Here is a 26,921-nt window from a genome sequence, read left to right on the forward strand (position 1 = left end):
CGCCACGCCCGCGCAGAAAGGACCACCACCCCGATGAGTTCCACGGACTCGCTGGACTCTCCCGCCGTCGCCCTGGTTCACGGGCGAAAGGTGCCGACCGGCCTGTACATCGACGGCACCTGGCGCCCGACGGGCGCGACGTTCACGGTCGCCGATCCCGCCGAAGGTACGGCCGTCGCCGAGGTCGCCGACGCGACCGGCGAGCACGCGCTGGAGGCCCTCGACGCGGCCACGCGTGCGCAAGAGGACTGGGGCGCCTGGGCACCAAGGGCACGTGCCGAGCTGTTCCACACCGCCCACCAGCTGCTGCAGGACCGGGCCGAGGACTTCGCCGCCGTCATGACCGCCGAGAGCGGCAAGCCGCTCGCCGAGTCGCGCGCGGAGTTCGGTCTCTCCATCGGGTTCTTCCGGTGGTATGCCGAGCAGATCGGCCACCTGCACGGCACGTACGCACACGGCTCGCCCGGCGGCTACCGGATCGTGGCGACCCACCAGCCGGTGGGGCCGTGTCTGCTCATCACGCCGTGGAACTTCCCACTGCTGATGTCGGCCCGCAAGGCCGGTGCCGCGCTGGCGGCCGGGTGTACCGCGGTGATGAAGAGCGCGCAGGAAACGCCGCTCACCGGGGCGCTGTTCGTGCAGACGCTACACGACGCCGGCTTCCCGCCGGGCGTGGTGAACCTGCTGCACACCACCACGTCGGCGGCGATCTCCGACGCCGTGCTGGGCGATGCGCGGCTGCGCAAGGTGAGCTTCACCGGCTCTACCGGCGTGGGCAGTCACCTGCTCGGCAAGGCGGCGAACAACATCGTCAATGCCTCGATGGAACTCGGCGGCGACGGACCGTTCATCGTCCTCGACGACGCCGACGTCGACCTGGCCGTCGAGCAGGCGGTGGTGTGCAAGTTCCGCAACGCCGGCCAGGCCTGTGTGGCCGCCAACCGGATCATCCTGCACGAGGCGATCGCGGAGGAGTTCACCGAGAAGTTCGTCGCGCAGGTGCGGAAACTCCGTGTCGGCAACGGGTTCTCCGACGGCGTCGACGTCGGCCCGATCATCAGCGAGCGGCAACGCGACCGGGTCGGCGAGCTGGTGGCGGCGTTCCGGCAGCAGGGCGGAGAGATCCTGGCCGGTGGCGAGCCCGTCGACGGCCCCGGCTACTTCTTCGAGCCGACCGTCGTCCGCATGGACACGCGCGACCACACGCTGTGCGGCGAGGAGCTCTTCGCGCCGCTGGCGACCCTCTACACGGTCGGCTCGGTGCGCCAGGCCATCGAGTTCGCCAACGACACCCACTACGGCCTCGCCGCGTACGTGTTCACCCGAGACCTCAACCGTGCGGTCGCCGTCTCGGAGAAGCTCGACTTCGGCATGGTCGGCGTGAACCGGGGCATCATGGCCGATCCGGCGGCGCCGTTCGGCGGGGTCAAGTCGTCCGGCCTGGGCCGGGAAGGCGGGCACGACGGCATCTACGAGTTCCTCGAGCCGAAGTACCTCGCGCTCACGATCGACGAAACGGAGGCGATCGGAGTATGACCCGCACGGTCAACGAACTCCAGCTCGGCCTGCTGCGCCAGCCGTCCACCGTCCTTTTCGGACCGGGCCAGCGGAGGCAGCTGCCGTCGCTGGTCGCGGCGCACGGCGACCGGGCACTGCTGTGCACCGACGAGCGGATGGCCGCCGATCCCGTGTTCACCGACATCGTGGCGGCCACCGAGGCCCGAGGCGTCACGGTGAGCGTGTACAGCAAGGTCGAGCCCGACCTGCCGCGCGAGAACCTGCTCGACGTGGCGAACCAGTACGCCGGGCAGCGCTTCGACGTGGTGGTGGGCATCGGCGGCGGCAGCGTGATGGACTTCGCCAAGGTGACGGCGATCCTGCTCGCCCGCGGCGGCGACGTCCGGGACCTCTACGGCGAGAACGTGGTGTCCGGTCCCGGTTTCCCGCTGATCACCGTCCCCACGACCGGCGGCACGGGCGCCGAGGTCACCTGCATCGCGGTGGTGTTCGACGCCGACAAGGGCATGAAGATCGGCGTGGCCTCCCCGCACCTCGAGGCGACGGCGGCCGTCGTCGACCCTGAGCTGACGCTCACCTGTCCGCGCGGCCTGACTACGGCCACCGGCGCGGACGCCCTGACGCACCTGGTCGAGGCCTTCACCGGCCGGGCGAAGAACCCGTCGCCGGACGAGATCGAGGCACACCTCTACGTCGGCAAGAACCTGCTGACCGACCACTACTGCCGCGCCGGGCTGACGCTGGTGAACACCTCGTTCGCCCGCGTCGTGGCAGACCCGTCCGACCTGCAGGCGCGCTCGGACACGATGCTCGCGGCGTTCAACGCCGGCATGGCCATCAACACGGCCGGGACGGCGGGCGCCCACGCGATCCAGTCGCCGATCGGGGCGCTGACCCACACGGCACACGGGCTGGGTGTCGGCGCGCTGCTGCCGTACGTCATGCGGTACAACCTGCCCGTCCGGCTCGAGGAGTTCGCCGAGATCGGCCGCATTCTCGGTGTGGCGAGGGCGTCGGAGAGTGTGGAGGCGCAGGCCCAGGCCGGCATCCGGCGTCTGGAGGATCTGCTCGACACGCTCGGTTGCCCGCTGAACCTGAAGGACCTCGGGCTGCAGCCCAAGGACTTCGACTACGTCGCCGATCAGGCGATGCTGGCCACCAGGTTGACGGCGAACAACCCGCGCGAGCTGACCCACGACAGCATCGTCGAGATCCTGCGCCGTGGTCACGCGGACGACCGGTCGTTCTGGACGGTGTGAGATGACCGCCGCCGTCGTGGGAACCGGGTCGATCGGCGTGGCCTTCGCCCTGGTGTTCGCCCGCGCCGGGATGACGGTCCGGTGCTGGGATCCGCTGCCGGAGTCGATGCAGCGGGCAAAGGGCGACCTGGCCGACCGGCTGACCCGCCTCGACGCACACGGGCTGCTGGCGGAACGCCCGCACGAGGTCGCGGCGAGAGTGTCGTTCGCCTCGACGCTGAGCGAGGCGGTCCAGGGCGCCACGCTCGTCCAGGAATGCGCACCCGAGCGGCTGGACCTCAAACGGTCGCTGTTCGCCGAGCTCGCCGGCAGCACCGGAGACGAGGTGGTGCTGGCGAGCTCGAGCTCGGCGATCCGGCCGAGCGCGATCGCCGAGGACCTGCCCGCCACGGACCGGATTCTCGTCGGCCACCCCGGCAACCCGCCGTACCTGCTGCCGGTCATCGAGGTGGTGCCGTCCCCCGCCACGAGCGCGCAGACGGTCGAGCACGCCCGGGCCACCTACTCGGCAGCGCGGTTGCGTCCGGTGGCCCTGCGCCGCGAGGTGGAGGGATTCGTCTTCAACCGGCTGCAGGGAGCGCTGTTGCGGGAGGCGTACTGCCTGCTGCGCGACGGGGTCGCCGGTGTCGAGGACATCGACACCGTGGTCAGGTGCGGCCTGGGACGGCGCTGGTCCGTGATCGGGCCGTTCGAGACGGCGGATCTCAACACCCGCGGCGGCATCGCGGCGCACGCGGAGAAGCTGGGTCCCGCCTACGCCCGCATGGGTGCCGAGCGAGGACAGCACGATCCGTGGACTCCGGAGCTGGTGGCCCAGGCCGAGGCCGAGCGGCGCGCCCTGCTTCCGCTTGAGCAGTGGGAGGACCGCGTGCGCTGGCGCGACGAGCGGCTCATGGCTCTGACCGCGTTCGAGAACTCGGCCGACGCCTAGCGGGTTCGTCTGTCCTGGACTGAGTCGGTCGGGGGTCGATGGCATGCTGGCGGCATGCCGATCGAACGCGCCACGCCCTCGCTCAACGCCGACGAACGCACCACGCTCGAGAACTGGCTCGACTGGTACCGGGACACGCTGGCCCTGAAGTGCGAGGGGCTCACCGAGGACCAGTTGCGCACGGTGTCCGTGCCACCGTCGACCCTGACGCTGCTCGGGCTGGTGCAGCACGCGACGGAAGTGGAACGACACTGGTTCCGCCGCGTGCTCACCGCCGAGCAGGTACCACCGATCTACGGGCCACCCGCGTCCAACGGCCACGACGGGGGTTTCGAGCTGCGCGACGACGTGTCCGGCGAGCAGGCGCTGGCGACCTGGCGCGCCGAGATCGCGCTGGCCAGGGCGAACTGTGGCACCCGCGATCTGTCGCAGACCAGCCCGTTCCACGGCGCCGAGGTGACGCTGCGCTGGATCTACACGCACATGATCGGCGAGTACGCGCGGCACGCCGGGCACGCCGATCTCATCCGCGAGCGCATCGACGGCCGGACCGGCGTGTAACCGCGTTCGGCCGTCGGGTGGTCCGGCGCCGGTAACGCGGTGCGCCGGGTGGTGCGCACAGCGCGATGCATGGCTCGGAGCAGCGTTGATACGCTCCGCTCGGGCCTATCTCGTTCGAACATGCTGGGGAGCGGTTACGTGAGCACAGATCGTGGGGCCAAGTCCGTACCCGTGATCGACGAGTCGGTGGCGAGCATCGCCCGCGTCTACGACGTGTTCCTGGGCGGCAAGAACAATTACGAGAGCGACCGTCAGGTCGCCAATGCGGTGATCGAGAAGATCCCGCAGACCCTGCAGTTCGCGCAGGAGCACCGGGCCTGGCTCATCCGCGTGGTGCGGTTCCTGGCGAAGGCCGGTATCGACCAGTTTCTCGACTGTGGCTCGGGACTGCCCACCCAGGAGAACACCCACCAGGCGGCGCAGCGCGTCAATCCGGACGCCACCGTGGTCTACGTCGACAACGACCCGATCGTCGCCGTCCACGGCCGCGCGCTGCTGGAGGAGAACGACCACACGCACTTCGTCCAGGGCGACCTCACCAAACCAGCCGAGCTACTCGCCGATCCCGACGTGACCGGGGTCCTGGACTTCTCGCGGCCGATCGCGCTGATCCAGTGCTCCACCATCCACCACGTGACCGACGAGCAGCGCCCCCACGAGATCATGCGGGCCTACGTCGACGCGTTGGCGTCGGGTTCGTACGTCGCGCTGACCCACTGGCACGACCCCGCCGACGGCAGCGAGGGCAGCCAGATCGCGCGCTACATCCAGGAGACGTTCCGCACCAGCTCGATGGGCTCGGCGAACTTCCGCTCGAGGGACGAGATCATGCGGTTCTTCACCGGGCTGGAGCTGGTCGAGCCCGGCCTCGGCCTGCTGCGCGACTGGTGGCCCGACGGCCCGCACATGACCGAGGAGCAGCCGGTCGACCAGATCGTGCTCGCCGCGGTGGGCCGCAAGCCGTAGCGCGTTTCCCGGCATCCGGCGGCGGCCGCATTCGGCGTCGACGAAGCCGGTCGTGTCCCGTCACGCTGTACTCGGCGCCCCCTCGCCGAGCAGGTCCCACCGATTACCGGCGATGTCGAGGAAGACCGCGACCCGCCCGTACGACTCCGTCCGCGGTCGGCTCACGAATTCGACGCCGGCGGCCACCATGCGCTGGTACGTCGCGTCGAAATCCTCCGCCCGGAGGAAGAACCCGACCCTGCCCGCGACCTGATCCCCGACGACGGTGGCCTGGCGTTCGCCATCCGCGCGGGCGAGCAGGATGCCGGTGCCGCCGCCGGGTGGGCGGACGACGACCCACCGCTTCGGGCGCCCGTCGTTGGTGATCGACGGGGAGTCCTCGACCAACTCGAACCCGAGCGCGTCGACGAAGAACTCGATGGCGGGGTCGTAGTCCTCCACGACGATCGTCACCAGCTCGATTCGCATGTCGGGAGGATAGGCGCAGGCAATTTTCTCAACCAGAAGGTTGACAACGCCGGGGCGCACACCTACCTTCGTTATCAACCAAGAAGTTGAATAGAGCGAGGACAGGTGGACGACAGCACGGAGCAGCTCAACCGGGCGTTCGCGGCACTGGCCGACCCGACCCGGCGCGACCTGGTGGCCCGGCTGGCCGTCGCGGACGCGACCGTGGGCGAGCTGGCGGAGCCCTACGACATGAGCCTGCAGGCCGTCTCCAAGCACGTGAAGGTGCTCGAGGAGGCCGGGCTCGTGACCCGCAGCAGGGACGCCCAGCGGCGACCCGTTCACCTCGACGCGGAGGTGTTCGACCTGATGACGAAGTGGATCGAGCGCTACCGCACGGCGGCGGAAGAACGCTACCGCCGTCTCGACGCCCTGCTGGGCGGCATGACCGACGAACACGACACCACGCACACCGGGACGGAGAACGCATCATGACCACGACCAAGCACGAGACCGAGATCAAGGCCGACGAGAGGGTCCCGACGATCGAGATCATCCGGGAGTTCGACGCCGCTCCCGAACAGGTGTTCCGCGCCCACGTGGACCCCGAGCTGTTCGCGCAATGGGTCGGGCCGCGCTCGCTCACCACCCGGATCACCAAGTGGGATGCCCGTACCGGCGGCGAGTGGGCCTTCGCCAACGACCGGGACGGCGAGGAGATCGCCACCTTTTTCGGCAGCTACCACGAGGTCCGCCCGCACGAGCGGATCGTGTGGACCTTCACCTACGAAGGCGAGCCCGACGGCGTCGCGCTGGAGACGCTGACCTTCGAGGAGCTCCCGGGCGGACGGACGCGGCTGCGCGTGCTGAGCGTGGTGGAGGACTTCGAGACCCGGGACGGCATCCTCGCCAGCGGCATGGACGTCGGGGTCAAGGAGGGCTACGACAAGCTCGACGAGCTGCTCACGAAGGGGGCGTGAGCGATGGCGCCCAGGAGCCCGGCCGAGCAGCACGCGTACGACGCGGCCCGGTTCACCGAGTTGGTCGAGTCGGCCTCAGCCCGGGACTGGGCGCGACCCAGCCCGGTCCCGGAGTGGAGGGCGCTCGACATCGTGCAGCATCTCGTCGAGTGGTCCCGCGGCTTTCTCCAGGGCGCCGGAATCCAGCTGCCTGCCCTGGACGTCGCGGCCGACCCGGTGGCGGCCTGGAAGCAGCACGTCACCGACATCCAGTCCATCCTCGACGACCCTGCCGGGCGGGTGCTCAGCAACCCGCACACCGGCGACAAGCCGGTGGACGAGGCGATCGACGAGTTCTACACCGCCGACGTCTGGATGCACTCGTGGGACCTCGCCAAGGCACTCGGCCTCGAACCCGACCTGGGCGAGGAGCGCTGCGCCGCCGCGCTGGTGGCCATGGAGCCGTGGGACCAGATCCTGCGCGAGAGCGGGCAGTTCGGTCCGGCCGTACCTGTCGCCGACGACGCCTCCGCGCAGGACAAGCTGATGGCCTTCATCGGCCGTGACCCCGCCTGGCGGCCCGTGGGGCAACCCCGCTGACGGAAGCGAGATTCTCGACGACCGCTCGCGACATCCGAGACCACAAAGGACTGGGCACCGGTGGCGTCGGATACCGGTCGGCTGTCGCCCCGGCCGGACAGTGCGGAAACGAGGGGTGTACGGGCATGCCGGGCAACGGCCGAGGCCCGGCATACCGGACGGACTGGCCCAAGTATGGGGCGGGACCGGATTACCGGCTTCGCTCCAGGTCAGTCCTTGCGCACCGTTCGCTCCGGTTCGCCCGGTTTCCACACCGTGATCTCGAGGTGGCCGTCGTTGATCTCCACGGCCGAGCCGCCGACGATGTCGGCTGCGTAGAAGTGGTCGAACTCCCGCCCGCGCAGGTCGAACCCGGTCTCCTCGTACAGCGCGGTGGCCCAGCGCTGGTGCAGAGCCGGGTCACGGACGTCCTCGACGACACCCCACAGCTTCGCGTCGCCCTCCTTGACCTCGGTGTCGACGGTCGCGGTGTGCAGGCAGAAGCGGGGATCGCGGGCGAGATCGCGGAACTTGGTGGTGCCGGGCATGCCGACGAGCCAGAGCTGGTCCTCGAAGAACCTCGGCTCCAGCGGGCTGATGCGGGGAAAGCCGTCCGAGCGCAGCGTCGCGAGCAGGCAGAGGTTCCCGGTGGCGGCGTGGCGGCGGGCGAAGACCCCGGCGGTCCGTGGTGCGGCGTGGGCGAACTCTGTCCAGGTGGCCATGGAGCCGGACGCTACGCGCAAACCCTGTCAGCCGCTGTCATGGTTCTCGTGCCTCATCGCCGAGGGTGTAACTGCAACGCAAACTGCAACGCTGCGGCCGATATGCCGGGCGACGGCCAGACGCCACGCCCGGCATATCGACTGGCCACAGCTTGCGGAAGCGGAGGGATTTGAACCCCGGACCCTTGTGGGTCGCTCGCTTCCAAGTTGTGCGTACGCGCGGACGGGGCGAGTCGCCGAGACGCTGACCAGCGCGGATCGCCCTCAATGCATGTCGGCGAACCTCAGCGGACGTGGGCGAATGAGACCACAAGTGAGACCATGGACCCGCGCGTGGCTCAGTCGCCTGATTTGCATACCACGAAGTGGTCCTTGTGAGCGCCTGAAGCCCTCAGTGCGTCACGCGAGACGCGCCCCATCTGGGCGGCCGTCATCCCGGCGAGGCGTGAGATCTGCTTTTGAGCCGCGCCGGAGTTTCGGCACCGTGGTCAAACCCATGCACGCAGCTTGAAGGCGACCGAAGGTCGCGGCGTCAGTGGACCCCCATCCCAAATGCGTCCCAAGAGAGTTGTTCTTGAGACTGTCTGCGCAGGTCAAGGGCCTTCGCGCGCCGCACCGCGCTGGGTCCGCTGCTGAGCCGGTTTGCGTGATTTGGCCTCGCGCTCGGCGTGTTCCTGGACCCCGTGGTCGAGCAGCGCGGCGATCTCGTCGCGGTTCCCACGGGCGTGTACTTGCAGCGGCGCGGCCGCGGGGGCCCGCAGCGAGACGACACCTGCCTCGTCAAGCAGGCGACGCGCGCGGGAGCGGTGTGACTCCTCAGCCTGGCGCTGGTCGACCAGCGCCGGCCCCGAGGGGATGTTCGGATCACTGTCCAGCGTGAACCCCGCCGCGTTCAGGCGGGCCGTATCCAGTCGGCATCTCGCCATTGTTTCCTCAGCTGCTCAGCCAGCTCCTGCCCTCGCTGCCGTAGCTCGGTCAGTGGTGCAGACATACCCGCGTCGCGCTCGCGCGTAGCGGTCTCGATCGCGATTTCCACCCCACCCGCCGCGTCGCCTCACTCCGCGGCCACGCGGGAGGTCACCTGTTCATATATCTTGCTCCGCCACCGCGGCTGCCAGTTCGTGCGCTGCCGGCGAGAGTGTCCATCTCGGCGGGCGCGGTAGGCCCGCGCCCGACAGCTGTGGCTTCACTGTCTGCGGCATGGGTTCCAACCGGGGACAGGGCGCAACTACCTGTATAAGCGCGCCCTCACCCAACCCGCTCCGACCAGCCCGCGCCGCCGAAACCGACCGTCTTCTCGCACAGTGATGACCCGCAGTCCTCGCTGTCGGCTCCCGGACGGCACGTCAATGCCGGATCAGGCCGCCGACCGCGACGGGAGAGACGTGGCCGGTTGCCGGAAGCGTCCGCGCCAACGCAAGACCGACGTCAACGAGCGACGATCGGCACAGACCCGCGACATCCGATATCGACGTCCAGACCGACTCAGCGGTCTCACCGTTCGGCTCGGGCCGCAAGGCGCCACCAGTAATCCGGACCTGGTAAAAGATGCCGACGTTCTGGTGCTCGATCCCCAACCGCGCTTCGGCGGCGGGAATCACCCTTGAGTCCACGCCCAACAGGCGTTCGACCACCGCCTCGCAGCCCGTCTCCTCGGCGACCTCCCGAACCACCGCGTCGAACGGATCCTCGGCATGCTCAACCTTGCCGCCCGGAAGAGTCCAGTTCGTGTCTCCCGTCGGCGAAACATGACGGGCGAGCAACACACGCCCGTCCTCGATGCACACGGCATATGCCGCCAGCCGGAAACTCATCCGCACCTCCCTGGCGACCCTACCGGCAAGGCGACGCCGCCGGATTCCGCCAACTAAGTCCGGACACACGCACGCCAAACTGTCCGGACCTAGCCGGTGAACCTCAGATCAGCCGCACCGTCATCCGACAAGTGCAACCGGACGGGACATCCACCTCGGCTGGCGCTGTGGTACGCCCACAGCCGCCGACCACTTCTACGTCACCCCGCGCCTGATCCTCTCCAGCGTGGGACCCGGCTCCGCCAAGACCCGTGTGCTCGAAGTCGCCCAACACCTGGTGCGGGCCCCGGAGATGACCATCTCGGCGACCACCGCCGCACTGTTCCGCATGGTCAGCGACGGGCCGATCACCATCCTGTTCGACGAGGTCGACACCATCTTCACCGGCAAGTGCGGCAACAACGAAGACCTGCGCGGCCTGCTCAACGCCGGATACAAGTGCTCCGCGACCGTCGCCCGCTGTGTCGGCGATGCCAAAGCGATGAAGGTCGACCGGTTCAAGGTCTACGCCCCCGCCGCGTTGGCCGGCATCGCCGGGAACATGCCCGCCACCATCACCACCCGCGCCATCAGCATCCACATGCAGCGCCGCCGCGAAGACGAGGAAGTCGAGGAGTTCTGGGAAGAAGCCACCCCACTGCGCGGGATGCTCGCCACGTGGGTCGGGTCGGTCACCGACAAGATCAGCCGAGGACGCCCACCCATGCCCGAGGGCGTGCGGGACCGCGCCGCCGAAATCTGGCGGCCCCTCATCGCCATCGCCGACGCCGACCGCAACGGCGGCGGCCAACGCCTGCAACTCCTCGCCGACCTCCGCGACCTGTTCGCTGCACGAGGAACGGACAAGCTCACCACAGCGGAGACCCTGACTGCCCTCCACGGGCTGGAGGAGTCCGACTGGGCCGACCTCGACGGCAAGCCCCTCGACGCACGACGACTGGCCAAGATGCTCAAGCCCTACGACGTCGAGTCCCGCAGCATCAACCAACCCAACGGCAGCGTCGTAAAAGGGCTACCGCACCACAGGCCCGGCGGTCTCGCCGACGCCTGGCAACGCTATCTACCCGCTGCCACTACTACCGCTACCTCGCAGGCCAATGCGGTAGCCGTGACCAGGCAGGTAGCGCAGGTAGCGGAGGTAGCGGACAACCCCAACCCGCAACGAACTCCGAAGGAGGCGCCCTGGTTCCTCCCTCACCACCACAAGCACGACCACGGGGAGAGACAGACCGCATGGCCACCGCGCACGAGATCAGCCAGCTCGCCGCGACACTCGCCAAGCTCGCCGAAGCTATCGCCGCCCAAGAAGCCAGGCCCGCCGCCGAGCCGCCCCGACCGGTTCCAAAACGGGTGCTGTTGACCGTCGAGGAGGCCGCCGAATACCTCGGTGTGGGCCGCACGCTGATGTACCAGCTCATCCGAGAAGGGGAGATTGCCACGGTCCAGATCCATCGCCTTCCGCGCGTTCCCCGCGAGGAGATAGACGCCTACGCCGGCTCGCATTCACGCGGAACAGAACGCCGCCTAGGAGGGTCGATGCCACGCAAGAAGCAGGGTCGCAATTCCAACGGTGAATCCTCGCTCTACCTCGGTTCGGACAAGCGATGGCACGGCCGCGTCACCGTAGGGGTCAAGGACAACGGCCAGCCCGACCGCAGGCACGTCAGCGCCAAGGAGAGAGCCGAAGTCGTGCGCAAGGTCCGAGAGCTGGAACGCAAACGCGACGCGGGCACCGTGCAGAAGGCGGGGACGTCCTGGACGGTCGCGCAGTGGCTTGACCACTGGCTGAATGACATCGCCGTGATGACGACCACCGAGAATGGCTGGGACGCGTACCACTACGCCGTGAAGCACCTGGTTCCGGGCGTCGGTGCGCACCGACTGACCAAGCTTGCACCGCACCACCTGGAAAGCCGCTATCGGAAGATGCTCGCCAACGGCGCGCGGAAAGGCACGGTGCACCAAGTGCATCGCACCATCCGCGCCCCATTGAACGACGCGGCAGCCCGCGACTTCCTCACAAAGAACCCAGCCAAAGTCGCCAAGGCACCCACGCCCGACGACGAGGAGATCGAGCCGTTCAGCGAAAGAAGAGATTCGAGCGCTGTTCACGGCGGCGAGGAAGGAGCGCAACTCGACTCGATGGATCATCGCTATCGCACTCGGCCTTCGTCAGGGCGAAGCACTCGCCCTTCAGTGGTCGGACCTGGACTTCGAGGAACAGACCTCAAGGTCCGCCGGTCACAGCTACGGCCGAAATGCCGCCACGGATGCGAGCAGCCGTGCGGCCGGAAGTACGCGGGGCACTGCCCCCAGCGGATCAATATTCGCCCAGAGACCAAGGACACGAAGTCGAAGGCGGTAAGCGGATCATCGGTCTACCCGCGCCGTTGATCGAAGAACTTGAGCGGCACCGGCAGGAGCAGCGTGCCGAACGCGAGAAGGCGCGAGACCTCTGGCAGGACGAGGGCTGGATCTTCGCCGATCAGCTCGGCCGCAGGCTGAACGCGCGCACGGACCAGTTCCACTGGAAACGGCTGCTCGATGCGGCCGGAGTCCGGGACGCCCGCCTGCACGACGCCCGCCACACGGCGGCCACGGTACTGCTCGAGCTGGGCGTTACCGACCGCGCGACGATGGGAGTGATGGGCTGGTCGAACGCCAGCATGGCAAGCCGGTACCAGCAGGTGACCGCGCCGATCCGCCGCTCGATCGCCGACCAGGTGGGCGGGCACCTGTGGGGACTGGGGACCTCCACAACCGGCAGGGAGGCAACGGGCTAGGTGAACAAGAGGAGTGCCGCAACCGTCACCTCGGCGCTCCTCAGACACCATCACCATCGGTCGAGCCCGGAGCCTGACGAGGCCAAGTTCGGCGCTATTGAGACCAAAAATGAGACCAGGACGGACGCCGGCAAGCCGGAGTTGACCCGGCCTGACCGGCGTTCGCCCTCGTCACAGCTTGCGGAAGCGGAGGGATTTGAACCCCCGGACCCTTGCGGGTCGCTCGCTTTCAAGGCGAGTGCATTCGGCCGCTCTGCCACGCTTCCCCGCCGATCAGGGTAACGGGTCAGTCCTCGAGTTCGGTGAGGTGTGTGAGCACCCGGGAGAACACCCGCCCCATCGTGACCTGCTCGTCGGTGCTCATCAGGTCGATCAGGTGCGCCCGCACACCACGCAGATGGGTCGGCGCCGCGGCCTGGAGGAGCTCCACGCCCTTGTCGGTCAGCTCGGCCGTCACCCCACGCCGGTCCTCGGGGTCCTTGCCCCGGCGCACGTACCCCGCGAGCTCCATCCGCCCGACCTGATGGGAGAGCCGGCTTTTCGTGGACCCCAGCATGGCGGCCAGCTCGGTCATCCGCATGCGGTTCTCCGGCATCAGCGACAGGGCCACCAGCACCTCGTAGTCGATCAAGGACACGTCGTGCTGCTCGACGAGCTCGCGGTGCAGCCGCTGACGCAGCCGCAAGGTGGCCACGATGTAGGGCCGCCACGCGGTCATCTCCGTGTCAGACAACCAGCGCACGTCGTCCGGAACCTGGGTCATGTACGGAGAGTAGATGCTCGGCCGATCTGCGGAACCAACGCGTTCGAGGCGTGTTCAGGCCCGTGCGAATCGGTCCGGGAAAAGTTGTGAGAAACCGGCGAAAGGGGGAACCTTGTGGGTAGGGAGGAGTCGACGGACGACAGGCTCCAACCCGGGGCAACGGTCCGGCGGGTCCGCCCGGGAAAGGTCAGGTGGTGCTGTGACCGGAAGTTGCACGCGGTTGCCCGCCCGCTGTGTCCCACGGTCGGGACGGCCTGATCCGGCCCGGTCGTGATGATGAGCAGCCCGGGTTCTCAAGCGTCTTCTCGCGCATGACGGCGTGTTCGACGCTGTTTCGGCACGGTTTCTGTGATCGCGCCACAGTGCTCAGCGCCGGCCCGTGACGCGGTCGACCGCTTAACAACTGGACAACCTCGGTAGGCCTGGGTGCGGCGCTGACGGGCGTTCCGCACCCAGGCGCTTTCTGGCTTATCGTCGGCGGTCGTGAGGTTCGACGACGACGCGGGACTCGACGTCTCCGAGGTCCGCGACCTGCGTGGTGGCGGCGTCGGCGGCCGGGTGGCGCTCGGTGGTGGCGGACTCGGACTGGTCGGCGTGCTCCTGTACTTCGTGCTCGGCCAGTTCGGTGGCGTGACCACGAGCCCGGCGGGCCTGGACTCGGTCCGCTCGGGTGATCAGGTGGCGGCAGGGTCGCTGGCCCAGGAGTGCCGAACCGGCGCCGATGCCAACAGCGACCACGACTGCGCGGTGGTCGCCATCGTGAATTCCATTCAGGACTACTGGACGAATCAGTTCGCCCGCTCGGGCCTGACCTACCGTGAGTCGACCACCACGTTCTTCCACGGCGGCGTGCGCACCAGCTGCGGGAGCGCGGGCTCGGACGTCGGGCCGTTCTACTGCCCGGCCGACGAGGGCGTCTATATCGATTTGTCCTTCTTCGACCAACTGCGCGGACAGTTCGGTGCGACGGGCGGCTTGTTCTCCGAGGCCTACGTCCTCGCCCACGAATACGGCCACCACGTGCAGAATCTACTGGGCACGTCGTCCCGCGTCCGCGGCGGCACGGGACCGGGATCCGACGGCGTCCGGCTGGAACTGCAGGCCGACCGCTACGCAGGCGTGTGGGCCAACCACGCCACCACCACGCCGACCGAGAACGGCCGTCCGCTCGTCACCGAGGTGACGCCGCAGGACATCGCCGCCGCCCTCGACACGGCGAGCCGCATCGGCGACGACTACATCCAGCGCGAGCTCGGCGGCGGCACCGTCGACGAGTCGACATTCACGCACGGCACGTCGGAGCAGCGGGAACGCTGGTTCGGCACCGGCTACCACACCGGCGACCCGGCCCGCTGCGACACCTTCGGCACCCGGGATCCGGGCTGACGGCTCCGCCGGCCGTGAAGCCGCGGCCGCCGCAAGGACGGCAGACACGGCTACCTGAACCGCAGACACAGCTACCTGAACCGCAGACACGGCTACCTGAACGGCAGACACGGGGACCGACCTGACTGTGGCGCCCGGTCCGGAGAGAACGGGCGCCACAGTCGGGAATCGGCAGGGTCAGGCGGCGTCCGCGTGGTCGTGCGCGGCTACCGAGACGGCCCGGGCCTGGCCGGCCCGCTGGTCGGCGACCTTCGCCTTGTTCTTCGCCGCGCCGGGGGCGACGCCGTTGACGTCCTCGGTGCTGAGCGCGTACTTCGCCGTCACCGCGGCCATCGCGTCGGCGTTGCGGTCGAGCGCGACCCGGTCGACGTTGCCGAGGTGGTCGCAGGGCGTGTGGTAGCACGGGTCGTAGGCTTGCCCGGCCTGGCCGCCCCACCTCGCGGCCTCCTCCTCGGTCTTGATGCCCTCGGCGCCCGTGAACAGTCCGCCTGCCGGGATGCCGACGGCGATGAACTCGCCGTAGTCGGAGCGGCCGTCGAAGTCCCGGCCCGCGGTCTCGATGTCGCGCTCCGCCAGCGCGTCGGTGAACGCCTGCTCGATCTGCGCCGAGCCGTACGGACCCGGGCCCGCACCTTCGCCGTCGGAGTCGTCACCGTCGTAGACGAAGTAGCCGGCGTTCGGCGAGCCGATCATGTCGAAGTTGAGGTATAGCGCGATGTCGAGCTGCTGCTCGAACGACAGCGAGTTGACGTAGTGCGTGGAGCCGACGAGTCCGAACTCCTCGGCGCCCCACCACGCGAACCGCACCGCGTTGTTCACCTTCGGCTTCCCGCCCAGCTGCAGTGCCGTCTCGAGCAGCGCCGCCGATCCCGTGCCGTTGTCGTTGATACCCGCGCCCTCGGACACGCTGTCGAGGTGCGCGCCGGCCATCACGACGTTGTCCTTGCGGCCGGTCTTGGTCTCGGCGATGACGTTGTAGGTGGTGCGCTCCTCCTGCAGAGCCCGCAGGTCGAGGGTCGCCTCGGCGCCGTCCTTGGCGGCGAGCGCCTCGCCGTCGGCCTTGGAGATCCCGCCCATCGGGATGCGCGCGTCCGCCGGGTCGCCGAGCGTGCCGTTGAGGGGGCCGTCCTCGGTGTTGTAGACGACCGCGCCGATCGCGCCCGCCTCGGCCGCGGCGATGCCCTTCTCCGCGAACGAGCAGAACCCGCGCTGCACGAGCGCGATCTTGCCCGTGACGTCGCCGTAGTCGGAGGCCTCGCAGCCGGGGGTGTCGTCCGGCTCGACGACAGCGAGCGGAGCCGTCACGCCACCCTCGGGTGTGGAGGGGCTGTAGGTCATGATGATGATCGGTACGTCGGCGCCGTCCACCGTGAGCTGCTCGGCGAGCGTCTCGCTGTAGGTGAACGGGAATTCCTGCCGGGTCACGTCGAAGCCCGCGGCCTCGAGCTTGCCCGCGACGTACTCGGCCGAGCGGTCGTATCCGACGCTGCTCGCGGCACGGTGGCCACCGCTGCTGTCGGCGATGCGCTGCAGCGCGACCAGGTGCCGGTTCATGTTGTCGAGCTTGACCTTGCGCGGCAGCTGCTCCGGCAGCTGGCTCGCGGGCGCGGGAGCTGCGGCCGCGGTCGCGCCGCTGGTGAGGACGAGACCGGCACACGCCGCGATCACGACGGCGGGTCTCCACTTCCCTCTATTGGATGACATAGTGCGTCCCCTTCGTCACTGAGGAGCGCCACTTTTGTGTGTGTTGTCCCAAAGGTCAAGAGCCGTTCGTAGGAAAGCCATGCCCGCGTTCCGCCGCTGCGTGACATAAGGTCCGGGTATGCGCGCGATCACTATCCGCGAGCCGGGTGGCCCGGAGAACCTCGAATGGACCGAAGTACCCGACCCCGTGCCCGCCGCAGGCGAGGTGCTCCTCGACGTCGCGGCGACGGCCGTCAACAGGGCGGACCTGCTGCAACGGCAGGGCAACTACCCGCCACCCCCTGGCGCCAGCGAGATCCTCGGCCTGGAGTGCTCCGGCACCATCGCGGAACTCGGTGAGGGCGTCGAGGGCTGGCAGGTCGGCGACGAGGTGTGCGCGCTGCTCGCGGGTGGCGGCTACGCCGAGAAGGTGGCCGTGCCGGCGGTGCAGCTGTTGCCGTTGCCGAGCGAGGTCGAGCTGATCTCGGCCGCCGGGCTCCCCGAGGTGGCATGCACGGTGTGGTCGAACGTCGTGCAGCTCGCCGGGTTGAGCGAAGGCGACGTGCTGCTGGTCCACGGCGGTGCGGGTGGCATCGGCACCCACGCGATCCAGGTCGGCAAGGCGCTGGGCGCCACCGTCGCCGTGACGGCCGGGTCGGCGGAACGGCTCGACCGCTGCCGCCAGCTCGGCGCCGACATCACGATCAACTACCGCGAGCAGGACTTCGTCGAGGAGCTGAAGAAGCACACCGCGGGCGCCGACGTCATCCTCGACAACATGGGCGCCAAGTACCTCGGCCGCAACGTCGACGCGCTCGCCGACGGCGGCCACCTCGTGGTCATCGGCATGCAGGGCGGCGTCAAGGGCGAGCTCAACATCGGCAAGCTGCTGCGCAAGCGCGGCACCGTCTCGGCGACCGCGCTGCGCTCCCGGCCCGTCGAGCAGAAGGGCGCCATCGTCGCGGACGTACGCGAGCGCCTCTGGCCGTTGGTCGCCGAAGGCACCGTGCAGCCGGTGATCGACCAGGTGCTGCCGCTGGCAGACGCCGCCGAGGCGCACCGGGCCCTCGAGGAGGGCGGCGTGTTCGGCAAGGTCCTGCTGACCGCGAAATGAGCCCCGCCGGCGTCAGGCGAGCTCGGCGAGGACGCGCACGAGCTGGTTGACCTCGAACACGTTGGAGTAGTGGGCGAGGCCGATCCGCACCGCTCCCCCGACCTCGCCGACGCCGAGCGCGGCGAACACGCCGCTGGTGCCCTCGTCGGCGAACGCGCACAGGCCCTGCTTGGCGAGGTACTCCGCGACGTCGGCGGCCTTCCGGTCGGCCACGGTGAACGCGAGGGCCGGGATCCGCCGCATGGCGTCCCCGATCACCATCACGTGGCGCAGCGACCGCAGTTCCGTGGACAGCTGCGCCAGCAACCCGGCGTGGTACGACTTAGCCGAGCCGAGCGAGGTCAGCAGCCGCTCGCGGCGGCTTCCCGTGGCCGCGTCGTCGAGGCCGGCGAGGTAGTCGACGGAAGCGATGAGCCCGGCCAGCAGCGGGTAGGCGTGCGGGCCGATCTCGAGTCGCTCGGGTCCGCGGGCGTGGGGTTCGAGGGACACCGAAGGCAGGCGCTCCAGCAGATCGGGGTCGCGGAACGCGAGTGCCCCGATGGCGGGGCCACCCCACGTCTGTGCCGACACCACCACGACGTCGGCGCCCAGGGCGTTGACGTCGAGGGGGATGAACGGCGCCGCGTAGGTGGCGTCGACCACCACGAGCGCGCCGACCCGCTTGGCGATCTCCACGACGGTCGGCACGTCCGGCCGGGTGCCGACGGAGCCGGACGCACCGGTCAGCGCCACGGCCTTCGTCCTGGCGTTCACGAGGTTCTCGTACTGCCAGGCGGGCAGCTCGCAGGTCTCGATGTCGATCTCGCCCCACCGCACCGCGCCACCGACCCGCTTGGCCGCGCGCCGCCAGGGGGCGATGTTGGCCTCCTCGTCGAGACGGGAGACGACGACCTCGTCCCCGAGCGTCCAGCGTTCGGACACCGCGTCGACGAGCCTGCCGATCAGCACCGACGCGCTCGGGCCGAGGACCACCCCAGCAGGATCCGCGCCGACGAGATCGGCCACCGCACGACGCGCGGCGGCCACGATGCTCTCCGCGCGCTGGGAGGCCGGAAATGCTCCGCCCGGGCCGGAAACCGGAGCCCGCATCGCCGTCGAGACGGCCGACGCGACCTGTTCGGGGACGAGCATTCCGGTTCCACCGTCGAAGTGAATCCAGCCGTCACCCAGAGCGGGAAACAACCCACGTATCCGAGCGACGTCAAACGCCATGCGAACACCGTACGGAGGAGTAATTTCGCTGCGCGTTCGGGGTTGCCCTGCTGGACACGTGCCGCAACGGATGCGACTACGCTCGGATGTCGAGGTCCCCAACCCGCTGTGAAGACGTCCCGGAATGAACCAGGATGGAGCATATGACCGAGCCGAACACACCGTTCTCGCGCACTCCCGGCGGCCAGGAGGGTGACCGATCACAACACGTGGTCGTCGTCGGCCCGGACGGCGCTCCGGTCGGCGCGGCACGGATCAACCCCGCCGAGGGTTCGGACAAGAACGAGTCGGTCGGCGACATGGTCGAAGAGCCGGCCAAGGTCATGCGGATCGGCACGATGATCAAGCAGCTGCTCGAGGAGGTCCGCGCGGCTCCGCTGGACGACGCCAGCCGCAACCGGCTGCGGGAGATCCACCAGACCTCGATCAAGGAGCTCGAGCAGGCGCTGGCGCCGGAGCTGCAGGACGAGCTGGAGCGGCTGGTCGCACCGTTCACCGACGAGTCGACGCCGTCGGACGCCGAGCTGCGGATCGCGCAGGCTCAGCTCGTCGGCTGGCTCGAGGGCCTGTTCCACGGCATCCAGACCGCGCTGTTCGCGCAGCAGATGGCGGCCCGCGTGCAGCTCGAGCACATGCGCCGCGGCCTGCCGCCGGGCGGTGGCGGCTCCGCCGAGGGCGGCCCGGCCATCGGCAACCCCGGCCAGTACCTGTAGCCGAACAGGCGCCTGCCAAGCCAGCCCCTCCCCGAGCCGGCAACCCCTTTTGCGCCCACCCAACCCGCACCGCCGCGGGTTCTCAGCACGCCCCCTGCGAGGACAGCCCTGACGTGGTGAATTGGACATTCATGAGGAAGGGATCCCGGAGTAGGGGGCGTGCTGAGGTTCCGCCACCCGCGCCGACCGTCAGTCTCCCCGCAACCGTGAAAGCCACCTGTCGATCGTGAGTTGGTAGCGCCCGGGGTCGTGGGTCGCCTGTGCCCCCTCGACGGCGTTGGTGACGGCGGCGTCGACCTGCTCGGCCCAGCGCGGCAGCACGTAGACGTACTGCCAGTACCCGTCGCGCATCTGGAACGGGCCCACCTGGTGGTAGCCGGCGACCGCCACGGGGACGTCGAGTCCGTAGGCGTCCTCGGGGATGCGGTCGGTGTAGGAGGTGGCCACGATGACGGTCGGACGGGCCTCGCGCACCACGTCGTCGGGATCGGCGCCGTGGGCGATGCGTTCGTCGTTGAGTCCGATGTAGTCGATGGTCCTCCAGCCGCTGTAGTACGGGATCGCGCCCGCGTCGCTGACCGCGAGCGTCCGGTCCGGCTCCGCCACCCCGGCGTCGGCGAGCCCCTTGCCGATGGCGACGTGTACGCGGTGCAGGTCGGTGCCGTAGTTGGCGATGACGGGCAGGTCCGGCGACATCGCGCCCGCGACGGCCACCCAGCCGACCGCCACCACGCGGCGCGGGAGAGGGTGACGTGCTTCTCGATGGCGCACGCGCCGAGTGCCACGGCGGCGACCGCGGCGCCGATGCCCGGGGTGTGGTCGGACAGGCCCACCGGCGCGCCGGTGACCGAGGCCAGCACCGGCAGCGCGCGCAGGTTGCTCTCGGCGGGCGAGGCCGGGTAGCTCGCCGTGCACGCCAGCACCACGAGCTGGTCGTTGCCGGCCTCGCGGGCGGTCCGGACGGCGGCGTCGATCTCGGCGACAGTGGCCATGCCGGTGGAGATCACCAGCGGCCTGCCGGTGCGCGCGCAGCGTTCGATGAGGGGCAGGTCGACGATCTCCGACGACGCGATCTTGTACGCGGGCGCGTCGAGGGAGGACAGCAGCTCCACCGCGGTCGGGTCGAACGGGCTGGAGAACGCCTCCAGGCCGTGCTCGCGGGCCCGCCGGAACAGCGGTTCGTGCCACTCCCACGGGGTGTGTGCCTGCTCATACAGCTGGTAGAGATTGCGCCCGGCCCACAGCTCGTGGTCGTCACCGAGTCGGAACGCGGGCCCGTCGGCGTCGATGGTGATGGTGTCGGCGCGGTAGGTCTGGAGCTTGACGGCGTCCGCGCCGGACTCGGCGACCGCGTCCACGATGGCCAGCGCACGGCCGAGGTCGCCGTTGTGGTTACCGGAGACCTCGGCGATGACGAACGGCGGGTGCTCCGGCCCGAGGTCCCGCGCCCCGATGCGGACGGACATGTCACGCATTGTCCAGCGCCTTGCGCAGCACGCGGAACGGTCCGGCCGCCGACTCCGGGACATAGCCGGCGTTGCGGAACAACACCACCGACGCCGTGTTCTCCTCGTGCACGCTGGCGAGCAGCGTCCGCGGCCGGCGCCGCGCCCGCACCGCCCGCTCCCCCTCGGCCAGCACCGGGCCCGCCAGTCCGCGCCCCCGCCATTCCGGCGCCACGGTGATGCTCACCTCCCAGGTGTCCTCGGCGGCGTCGGTGAGATCGAAGCGCACGGTGCCCACCGGCCCGCCGGCTTCGGCGATGTAGAGCAGCCGGTCCGGCGAGGCGAGCACGTCCCGCAGCCAGCGCCGGTGTTCCTCCGGCGAGACGACCCCCGAGGTCCGGGACCACCGCCGCGACTCGGCGTCGTTGCGCCAGCGAAGCAACAGCTCGGCGTCGGCCTCGGTCGCCGGGCGCACCGTCACCGGTCGCTCACTCACGGGCGCTCGCGGCCACGCGTTCCTCGAGTCTGCGCAGCCGCTCCTCGTACCGGGCGATGCCGCTCAGCCGCACCCGGATCTGCGAATGCTGCCGCTGGACCTCCTCGATCAGCGATCGCGCCCGCGCCACCTCCGGCTCCGTGGCGGCCGGCGTCAGCGCGAGCCTGCCGCGCAGGTCCTCCAGCCGCGACTCCTGCGCCGCGACGTGCGGCACGAGCCGTTCGACCTCGTTGGCGGTCCAGCGCAGGTCGCCCCGCACCTGTTCGAGCTCCCGGGTGACCGCGTCGAGCCTGCGCTCCAGTGCCGCGATCCGCTCGCCGTGCCGGTCCAGCGTGCGCACGTGGCCGTGCCAGGTTCGGAGGTGCTCGTCGATGCGGAAGTCGACGAATCGCCCGAACCGCCGGGCGAGCTCGGCACGGGCCAGCTTCAACGGGTTCAGCGACGTCATCGGCACCGCGTCCTTCGACCGAGTCGTTCGAGTAAACGGAGCTTGCAGATGAATGGTCACCGAAGAAGCGTCGCCCTGCCCGTCGAGATCCAGGACGTCAGCAGGCTGCCTTCCGCCGCGATCCGGTGCTCCGGCCCCACCACGCAGGCGTCACCCGCGGCGTGCCGCCATGAGGTCTGGTGCGGGTCGTCGACGAATGAGAACCCGGCGAGCACCAGGTCGGCGTCGGGGAACGCGGTCCGCGCGATCCAGGCGGCCATGGTGCCGGTGGTCGCCCACCGGCCTTCCGCGTGCGTGGGCAACCCGAGTGCGTCCGACAGCGGCAGTGTCACCGCGCGGTTGGAAACGGGCACGAATCCCAGGTCGGCGGGCCACCACCCCGGGATGTCCTCCGGCTCCCAATGCAGCCGTCCGGGCTCCACCAGCAGGTACAGCTTCTCCGGATAGTCGGCGAAGACCCATTTCGTCGCGCGCAGTGCGCGGTTGAACACGACGACGTGCGTCCGGCGGCCGACGGCCGGCGGCCCGGCCGGCTCGTCGCAGACGTAGCCGTTGACGCGGACGACGAGGTCGCAGGCGTCGATGGTCTTGGCGCGGTGCTCGTCGGGCTCCAGCGGCTGGTTGCCCACCACGGCGACCGCGCGCGGGTCGGGCCGGTCGGCGTACGCGCGCAGCAGATCGAGCACCAGGACGCCGTTATCCATGTCGCGCAACGTAGCAGCACTTCCTGGTGTGCGCCGGGTACACGCCCGGCTACACAACGCGCCGAGACGGCGGTTCGTCCCTACCATCGGAGCATGCCCGGAAAGTTACGGCGGGAACTGCGCGCCAAGCTCGTGCGTGCCGTCGAATCGGCGGTGGCGCCCCTGCGCGAGGAGCAGAACGCGCGACTCGACCGGCTCGAACGAGAACTCGCCGGCCTGCGCAAGGACGTCAACCGCACGTTCGACCGGCTCGTGGAGTTCGAGATCCGCAGCAGGCACGACCTGGTCTACGCCGGCGACCGCGAAGCGGCTGCGGAGAGCCACCGGTTCGCCCGCGAACACCTGACGGGTGCGACGGCGTTCCGCAAGCCGTGGGAGACGCTGCGCTACGCCCTGTCGCTGGCCCCGGCGGGCGGAATGGCGCTGGAATTCGGCGTCGCCACGGGCAGCACGCTCCGTGTCATCGCCCAGGCACGCGAGGACACGGTGTACGGCTTCGACTCCTTCGACGGCCTGCCCGAGGACTGGGTCACCGGCATGCCGGCCGGATCGTTCGCGACGTCCGAATTGCCCGACGTCCCGGGCGCGGAACTCGTCGTCGGCCTCTTCGACGACACGCTGCCCGGGTTTCTCGCCGCCCACCCCGGGCCGGTCGACTTCGTCCACGTCGACAGCGACCTCTACAGCTCGGCGAGGACGGTGCTCGACCTCGTCGGCCCGCGGCTGCGGCCGGGCAGCGTGATCGTGTTCGACGAGTTCTTCAACTACCCCGGCTGGCAGGAGCACGAGGCCCGAGCGTGGCGCGAATACGTCGACAAGACCGGCATCCGATTCTCCTACGAGGCGTTTTCCTACGAAGACCGCCAGGTCGTCGTCCGGATCACCGACTGAGGAGGACGCGCGCGTTCGCCCGAACCGGTCGCCAGTACCCTCGTATCTCGTGCACGCCACAAGCACCGTCGACGCCACAGATTCGCCAGCGATGAAAGAGGCACCGTCCGGCCCGGGCAGTCGGTCCTGGAGCCGCGCCTTCACCGACATCCGCGACGGATTCCACCAGCGGGAGCTGTGGGGACACCTCGCCTGGCAGGACATCAAGCAGCGTTACCGGCGTTCGGTACTCGGTCCCCTGTGGATCACGCTGAGCATGGGCATCACCGCGCTCGGCCTCGGACTGCTGTACTCGCAGCTGTTCGGCTCGCCGGTCTCGACGTTCCTGCCCTACATCACCACGGGCTTCATCGTCTGGAACTTCATCCTGGGCTGCCTGACCGAGGGCACCGAGACGTTCATCAAGAACGAGGGCCTCATCAAGCACCTGCCCGCGCCGCTGACGGTGTACGTGCTGCGGACGGTGTGGCGACAGAGCATCATGTTCGCCCACAACATGATCATCTACTTCCTGGTGATCGGACTGTTCTGGGGCGCGGTCACGGAACCGGGCTACGTGATCACGGAGGGTGGCTTCGAGCAGCCGGGTCTCAACTGGAGCATCCTGCTGGCCATTCCCGCGTTCGCGCTGCTCGCGGTGAACGCCGGCTGGGTCGTGATGCTGTTCGGCATCGTCTCGACGCGGTTCCGCGACATCCCGCAGGTCATCACGAGCCTGATCAACCTGCTGTTCTTCCTGACGCCGATCGTCTGGTCCACCGACATCCTCAAGCAGCGCTTCGGTGACGCGGTGAGCTGGCGCGACCTGATCGCCGAGCTGAACCCGCTGTACCACTTCATCCAGATCCTCCGTGCGCCGCTGATCGGCAACGAGCAGAGCTGGCACCACTGGGCCGTCGTCGGCGGCATCACCGTCCTCGGCTGGGCACTGGCCCTCGTGGTGATGCGCAACTACCGTGCCCGCGTCTCGTATTGGGTGTGACGACAACATGAGCAGCATTGAGGTCTGGAACGCGTCCGTCGACTTCCCCATCTTCGACGCGAAGACGCGGTCGCTGAAGAAGAAGGTGCTCGGCAAGGTCGGCGGCAAGATCGGCACCGAGAGCCGCGTGCCGATCATCGAGGCGCTGCACGACATCACGCTGTCGGTCAAGGAGGGCGACCGCATCGGCCTGGTCGGGCACAACGGTGCGGGCAAGTCGACGCTGCTGCGCCTGCTCTCCGGCATCTACGAGCCGACCAGGGGCTCGGCGCGCATCGAGGGCCGCGTTGCTCCGGTGTTCGACCTCGGCGTCGGTATGGACCAGGAGATCTCTGGCTACGAGAACATCATCATCCGCGGCCTCTACCTGGGCATGACGCGCAAGCAGATGGAAAAGCGCATCGACGACATCGCCGACTTCACCGAGCTCGGCGACTACCTGTCGATGCCGCTGCGCACCTACTCCACCGGTATGCGGGTGCGGCTCGCACTGGGCGTGGTGACCTCCATCGACCCGGAGATCCTGCTGCTCGACGAGGGCATCGGCGCCGTCGACGCCGCGTTCCTCAACAAGGCGCGCGACCGCCTCGTCGACCTGGTGCGCCGGTCGGGTCTGCTGGTGTTCGCCTCGCACCAGGACGACCTGCTGCTCGAGCTCTGCACGTCGGCGATCTGGATGGACGAGGGCCGCATGAAGATGCACGGCTCGCTGCGCGAGGTGCTCACCGCGTACAAGGGCAAGGATCCGTTCAAGAACGTCAGCAAGGAAACCCTCGAGCGCCTCGGCGAGGCGCCGGCGATGAGCGGCGACTGACATGAGCGGGAAGCCGTTGCGGGAAGGCGCGGTGGTCGCCGTCGTGGTGACGCGGCACCGCCGTGACCTGCTGGCCGACTCGCTGAAGGTCATCGAGTCGCAGACCCGGCCCGTCGACCACCTGATCGTCGTCGACAACGGTCCCGACGAGCCCGCCCGCGAGGTCGTCGAGGCCTATTCGCTGCCCGCCACGTACCTGCCGTCGTACCGCAACCTCGGCGGCGCGGGCGGGTTCGCGCTGGGCATGCTGCATGCGCTGGCGCTCGGCGCGGAGTGGGTGTGGCTGGCCGACGACGACGGCAGGCCCGCCGACGAGAAGGTGCTGGAGACCCTGCTGGAGGAGGCGCGCAAGCGTGACCTCGCGGAGGTCTCGCCGATGGTCGTCAATATCGACGACCCGTCGCGACTGGCGTTCCCGCTACGGCGTGGCCTGACGTGGAAGCGCTCCTCGGCCGAACTGGGCAACGACTTCCTGCCGGGCATCGCGTCGCTGATGAACGGCGCCCTGTTCCGGGCGTCGACCCTCGAGGTCACGGGCGTGCCGGATCTGCGGTTGTTCTTCCGCGGCGACGAGGTCGAGCTGCACCGCAGGCTCGTGCGCTCGGGTCTGCCGTTCGGCACCTCGCTGCGTACGGCGTACCTGCACCCCAACGGTTCGGACGAGTTCAAGCCGATGCTCGGCGGCCGGTTCCACGCCCAGGACCCGGAGAACGACGTCAAGCGCTACTACACCTACCGCAACCGCGGCTACCTGCTGTCCCAGCCGGGCATGCGGAAGATCGGCGCCCTGGAGGTCCTGCGGTTCGGCCTGTACTTCGTGGGCGTGAAGCGGGACCCGAAGGCGTTCGCGCAGTGGCTCCGGCTCGTCCGGCAGGGCCGCAAGGAGCGCTTCTACCGGTACTGAGGTGCGCGGGCTGGGGCGGGCAGTAAGCTCACCGACGCCTGTTCAGGAAAGCACCTACTACTTGTCGGGGAGCTTCAGCTCGACAATCTCGGCGATCTTTTCCGCGGGTGAGCACCGGTCTTGTCTCGATACGTCCACACTGCTGACGACGACATCGACGCGGGACGTGGCACTGACAGCAAGCGCGATCAAACAGCCGTCAGGACCCGGCGCCTGCGCGACCTCTCGTCCGTTGAGAGCGCCACGCCGGACTCCTCGGCCGTCGATCTCGTGAACGTCGTTCAGGCCTTGCTCATCCCACACATAGACGGCGACCACTGGAAGCACGTTACTGGCGGCAGAAAGCTTCGGAACCCACTGACACGTACGGCCCGCCTCGCCGTAGGCAGGTACCTCACCACGGCTGTAGGTTGCTCCCAGCCCGGTCAACTCAGCGGCACTAAGCATCTTGCACGGGTCGAGCGAGGCAGTTGACCGTCCCGCACTCTCGCTAGGCGACACAACAGTTGACGTCGGCTCCACTGCCTGATCAGGTCGTACAGCAGCACCACCCTCTTTCGCCGTGCAGGCGGAAACTGCCATCAGAGCGCATATGCCGAGGACGGACCAACCAGATCGCAGAGACACCCGTATACGACTCCCTTCAGCCAACCGGACGCTTCCCGACACATCTCTGCTCAGATAGCACGCCGCCCCTAGGAACTTCGCCATGACAAGTCGGCCTGGCTGGCCGTTTGTACGTCTCCAGCGCCCTTTGGATTCGTCTATTCCAGTGTCCGGAACGTCCACTCAAGACTCGTTCGTCACCAATGGCGATGACGCATCCG

29 protein-coding genes, 1 tRNA gene and 2 pseudogenes are annotated in these 26,921 nt (G+C 69.1%); 18 read left to right on the plus strand and 14 right to left on the minus strand.

The window, feature by feature from the left end:
- Positions 1-33: 33 nt before the first annotated feature.
- The 5 genes from ACFSZT_RS02565 (at position 34) to ACFSZT_RS02585 (ending at position 5,235) form a co-directional block, all read left to right on the plus strand.
- Positions 34-1,536, plus strand: coding sequence for an NAD-dependent succinate-semialdehyde dehydrogenase (locus ACFSZT_RS02565; RefSeq protein ID WP_377394874.1), 1,503 nt, complete (start codon positions 34-36; stop codon positions 1,534-1,536).
- Positions 1,533-2,777: an iron-containing alcohol dehydrogenase gene (locus tag ACFSZT_RS02570; protein WP_377394877.1), complete on the plus strand. Its 1,245-nt coding sequence runs from the start codon at positions 1,533-1,535 to the stop codon at positions 2,775-2,777. Before ACFSZT_RS02565 ends, ACFSZT_RS02570 begins: the two co-directional genes overlap by 4 nt.
- A gap of 1 nt (position 2,778) precedes the next feature.
- Entirely contained in the window at positions 2,779-3,708 is a 930-nt protein-coding gene (locus ACFSZT_RS02575; RefSeq protein ID WP_377394880.1) for a 3-hydroxyacyl-CoA dehydrogenase, read from the plus strand.
- Positions 3,709-3,762: 54 nt separating this feature from the next.
- Positions 3,763-4,269: a DinB family protein gene (locus ACFSZT_RS02580; RefSeq protein ID WP_377394883.1), complete on the plus strand. Its 507-nt coding sequence runs from the start codon at positions 3,763-3,765 to the stop codon at positions 4,267-4,269.
- Positions 4,270-4,389: 120 nt separating this feature from the next.
- A complete protein-coding gene (locus ACFSZT_RS02585) occupies positions 4,390-5,235 on the plus strand; it encodes an SAM-dependent methyltransferase (RefSeq protein WP_377394886.1) in 846 nt (281 codons plus the stop codon).
- A gap of 60 nt (positions 5,236-5,295) precedes the next feature.
- Here the strand turns inward: ACFSZT_RS02585 and ACFSZT_RS02590 are convergent, their stop codons facing one another.
- Positions 5,296-5,703 carry a VOC family protein gene (locus ACFSZT_RS02590; protein ID WP_377394889.1) on the minus strand — a complete coding sequence of 136 codons (408 nt, stop codon included), beginning with the start codon at positions 5,701-5,703 and terminating at the stop codon, positions 5,296-5,298.
- A gap of 105 nt (positions 5,704-5,808) precedes the next feature.
- Here ACFSZT_RS02590 and ACFSZT_RS02595 point away from each other — a divergent pair, with 105 nt between their 5' ends.
- From ACFSZT_RS02595 to ACFSZT_RS02605, 3 genes are read left to right on the plus strand one after another with little or no spacing between them, the layout of a single operon-like run.
- Entirely contained in the window at positions 5,809-6,177 is a 369-nt protein-coding gene (locus ACFSZT_RS02595) for an ArsR/SmtB family transcription factor (protein ID WP_377394893.1), read from the plus strand.
- The gene (locus ACFSZT_RS02600) at positions 6,174-6,662 is read left to right on the plus strand and encodes an SRPBCC family protein (RefSeq protein WP_377394896.1); all 489 of its coding nucleotides are present in this window, start codon (positions 6,174-6,176) and stop codon (positions 6,660-6,662) included. The genes ACFSZT_RS02595 and ACFSZT_RS02600 overlap by 4 nt, the downstream gene beginning before the upstream one ends.
- 3 nt (positions 6,663-6,665) lie before the next feature.
- Positions 6,666-7,241, plus strand: a complete 576-nt coding sequence (locus ACFSZT_RS02605) for a maleylpyruvate isomerase family mycothiol-dependent enzyme (RefSeq protein ID WP_377394899.1) — start codon at positions 6,666-6,668, stop codon at positions 7,239-7,241.
- A gap of 209 nt (positions 7,242-7,450) precedes the next feature.
- Here the strand turns inward: ACFSZT_RS02605 and ACFSZT_RS02610 are convergent, their stop codons facing one another.
- The 3 genes from ACFSZT_RS02610 to ACFSZT_RS02620 all read right to left on the minus strand — a co-directional run bounded on the left by ACFSZT_RS02610 (position 7,451) and on the right by ACFSZT_RS02620 (position 9,756).
- On the minus strand, positions 7,451-7,942 hold the full coding sequence (locus ACFSZT_RS02610; RefSeq protein WP_377394902.1) for a pyridoxamine 5'-phosphate oxidase family protein: 492 nt from the start codon (positions 7,940-7,942) through the stop codon (positions 7,451-7,453).
- Between the two features lie 593 nt (positions 7,943-8,535).
- Positions 8,536-8,868: a hypothetical protein gene (locus ACFSZT_RS02615; RefSeq protein WP_377394905.1), complete on the minus strand. Its 333-nt coding sequence runs from the start codon at positions 8,866-8,868 to the stop codon at positions 8,536-8,538.
- A 420-nt stretch (positions 8,869-9,288) separates the two neighbouring features.
- Positions 9,289-9,756 carry an NUDIX hydrolase gene (locus ACFSZT_RS02620; protein WP_377394908.1) on the minus strand — a complete coding sequence of 156 codons (468 nt, stop codon included), beginning with the start codon at positions 9,754-9,756 and terminating at the stop codon, positions 9,289-9,291.
- Between the two features lie 153 nt (positions 9,757-9,909).
- On the opposite strand from ACFSZT_RS02620, the pseudogene ACFSZT_RS02625 reads away from it, so the two are divergent.
- From ACFSZT_RS02625 to ACFSZT_RS02635, 3 genes and pseudogenes are all read left to right on the plus strand, one after another.
- A pseudogene (locus ACFSZT_RS02625) lies at positions 9,910-10,828 on the plus strand (DUF3631 domain-containing protein); the annotation flags it as partial.
- 161 nt (positions 10,829-10,989) lie between these two features.
- Positions 10,990-12,150 (plus strand): excisionase family DNA-binding protein, encoded by a 1,161-nt coding sequence (locus tag ACFSZT_RS02630; RefSeq protein WP_377394911.1) that lies wholly within the window; start codon positions 10,990-10,992, stop codon positions 12,148-12,150.
- Entirely contained in the window at positions 12,147-12,539 is a 393-nt protein-coding gene (locus ACFSZT_RS02635) for a tyrosine-type recombinase/integrase (RefSeq protein ID WP_377394914.1), read from the plus strand. Before ACFSZT_RS02630 ends, ACFSZT_RS02635 begins: the two co-directional genes overlap by 4 nt.
- A 181-nt stretch (positions 12,540-12,720) precedes the next feature.
- Here ACFSZT_RS02635 and ACFSZT_RS02640 read toward each other — a convergent pair.
- A tRNA-Ser gene (locus ACFSZT_RS02640) sits at positions 12,721-12,805 on the minus strand.
- Between the two features lie 20 nt (positions 12,806-12,825).
- The gene (locus ACFSZT_RS02645; RefSeq protein ID WP_377394917.1) at positions 12,826-13,302 is read right to left on the minus strand and encodes a MarR family winged helix-turn-helix transcriptional regulator; all 477 of its coding nucleotides are present in this window, start codon (positions 13,300-13,302) and stop codon (positions 12,826-12,828) included.
- 483 nt (positions 13,303-13,785) lie between these two features.
- On the opposite strand from ACFSZT_RS02645, the gene ypfJ reads away from it, so the two are divergent.
- Positions 13,786-14,688 carry a KPN_02809 family neutral zinc metallopeptidase gene (gene ypfJ / locus ACFSZT_RS02650; RefSeq protein WP_377394920.1) on the plus strand — a complete coding sequence of 301 codons (903 nt, stop codon included), beginning with the start codon at positions 13,786-13,788 and terminating at the stop codon, positions 14,686-14,688.
- A 177-nt stretch (positions 14,689-14,865) separates the two neighbouring features.
- On the opposite strand, the gene ACFSZT_RS02655 is transcribed toward ypfJ, so the two are convergent.
- On the minus strand, positions 14,866-16,392 hold the full coding sequence (locus ACFSZT_RS02655; protein WP_377394923.1) for a M28 family metallopeptidase: 1,527 nt from the start codon (positions 16,390-16,392) through the stop codon (positions 14,866-14,868).
- A gap of 118 nt (positions 16,393-16,510) precedes the next feature.
- Between ACFSZT_RS02655 and ACFSZT_RS02660 the strand changes: the two genes are divergently transcribed.
- Positions 16,511-17,485, plus strand: a complete 975-nt coding sequence (locus ACFSZT_RS02660) for an NAD(P)H-quinone oxidoreductase (protein ID WP_377394926.1) — start codon at positions 16,511-16,513, stop codon at positions 17,483-17,485.
- A gap of 12 nt (positions 17,486-17,497) precedes the next feature.
- On the opposite strand, the gene ACFSZT_RS02665 is transcribed toward ACFSZT_RS02660, so the two are convergent.
- Complete coding sequence (locus ACFSZT_RS02665; protein WP_377394929.1) at positions 17,498-18,697, minus strand: cysteine desulfurase-like protein; 1,200 nt, start codon at positions 18,695-18,697, stop codon at positions 17,498-17,500.
- 143 nt (positions 18,698-18,840) lie between these two features.
- Between ACFSZT_RS02665 and ACFSZT_RS02670 the strand changes: the two genes are divergently transcribed.
- Entirely contained in the window at positions 18,841-19,410 is a 570-nt protein-coding gene (locus ACFSZT_RS02670; protein ID WP_377394932.1) for a bacterial proteasome activator family protein, read from the plus strand.
- Positions 19,411-19,599: 189 nt separating this feature from the next.
- Here ACFSZT_RS02670 and ACFSZT_RS02675 read toward each other — a convergent pair whose 3' ends face one another.
- The 5 genes and pseudogenes from ACFSZT_RS02675 to ACFSZT_RS02695 all read right to left on the minus strand — a co-directional run bounded on the left by ACFSZT_RS02675 (position 19,600) and on the right by ACFSZT_RS02695 (position 22,485).
- Positions 19,600-20,142 carry a hypothetical protein gene (locus tag ACFSZT_RS02675; RefSeq protein ID WP_377394934.1) on the minus strand — a complete coding sequence of 181 codons (543 nt, stop codon included), beginning with the start codon at positions 20,140-20,142 and terminating at the stop codon, positions 19,600-19,602.
- Positions 20,143-20,147: 5 nt separating this feature from the next.
- Positions 20,148-20,885 (minus strand): annotated as a pseudogene (locus ACFSZT_RS02680) (N-acetylneuraminate synthase family protein); the annotation flags it as partial.
- Complete coding sequence (locus ACFSZT_RS02685; protein WP_377394937.1) at positions 20,878-21,351, minus strand: GNAT family N-acetyltransferase; 474 nt, start codon at positions 21,349-21,351, stop codon at positions 20,878-20,880. The pseudogene ACFSZT_RS02680 and the gene ACFSZT_RS02685, both read right to left, overlap by 8 nt.
- Positions 21,344-21,799 (minus strand): hypothetical protein, encoded by a 456-nt coding sequence (locus ACFSZT_RS02690; protein ID WP_377394940.1) that lies wholly within the window; start codon positions 21,797-21,799, stop codon positions 21,344-21,346. The genes ACFSZT_RS02685 and ACFSZT_RS02690 overlap by 8 nt, the downstream gene beginning before the upstream one ends.
- A 56-nt stretch (positions 21,800-21,855) precedes the next feature.
- A complete protein-coding gene (locus ACFSZT_RS02695; protein ID WP_377396263.1) occupies positions 21,856-22,485 on the minus strand; it encodes a hypothetical protein in 630 nt (209 codons plus the stop codon).
- A gap of 111 nt (positions 22,486-22,596) precedes the next feature.
- Here ACFSZT_RS02695 and ACFSZT_RS02700 point away from each other — a divergent pair, with 111 nt between their 5' ends.
- The 4 genes from ACFSZT_RS02700 (at position 22,597) to glfT1 (ending at position 26,094) form a co-directional block, all read left to right on the plus strand.
- On the plus strand, positions 22,597-23,394 hold the full coding sequence (locus ACFSZT_RS02700) for a class I SAM-dependent methyltransferase (protein WP_377394943.1): 798 nt from the start codon (positions 22,597-22,599) through the stop codon (positions 23,392-23,394).
- Positions 23,395-23,485: 91 nt separating this feature from the next.
- Entirely contained in the window at positions 23,486-24,376 is an 891-nt protein-coding gene (gene wzm / locus ACFSZT_RS02705) for a galactan export ABC transporter permease subunit Wzm/RfbD (protein ID WP_377394946.1), read from the plus strand.
- Positions 24,377-24,383: 7 nt separating this feature from the next.
- Positions 24,384-25,190, plus strand: coding sequence for a galactan export ABC transporter ATP-binding subunit Wzt/RfbE (gene wzt / locus ACFSZT_RS02710; RefSeq protein ID WP_377394949.1), 807 nt, complete (start codon positions 24,384-24,386; stop codon positions 25,188-25,190).
- 1 nt (position 25,191) lies between these two features.
- Positions 25,192-26,094, plus strand: coding sequence for a galactofuranosyltransferase GlfT1 (gene glfT1, locus ACFSZT_RS02715; RefSeq protein WP_377394952.1), 903 nt, complete (start codon positions 25,192-25,194; stop codon positions 26,092-26,094).
- A 57-nt stretch (positions 26,095-26,151) separates the two neighbouring features.
- Here glfT1 and ACFSZT_RS02720 read toward each other — a convergent pair whose 3' ends face one another.
- Positions 26,152-26,805 carry a DUF3558 domain-containing protein gene (locus ACFSZT_RS02720; RefSeq protein ID WP_377396266.1) on the minus strand — a complete coding sequence of 218 codons (654 nt, stop codon included), beginning with the start codon at positions 26,803-26,805 and terminating at the stop codon, positions 26,152-26,154.
- Between the last annotated feature and the right edge of the window lie 116 nt (positions 26,806-26,921).

Source organism: Prauserella oleivorans (assembly GCF_042685745.1).
In the GTDB taxonomy this organism is placed as follows: Bacteria; Actinomycetota; Actinomycetes; order Mycobacteriales; family Pseudonocardiaceae; genus Prauserella_A; species Prauserella_A oleivorans.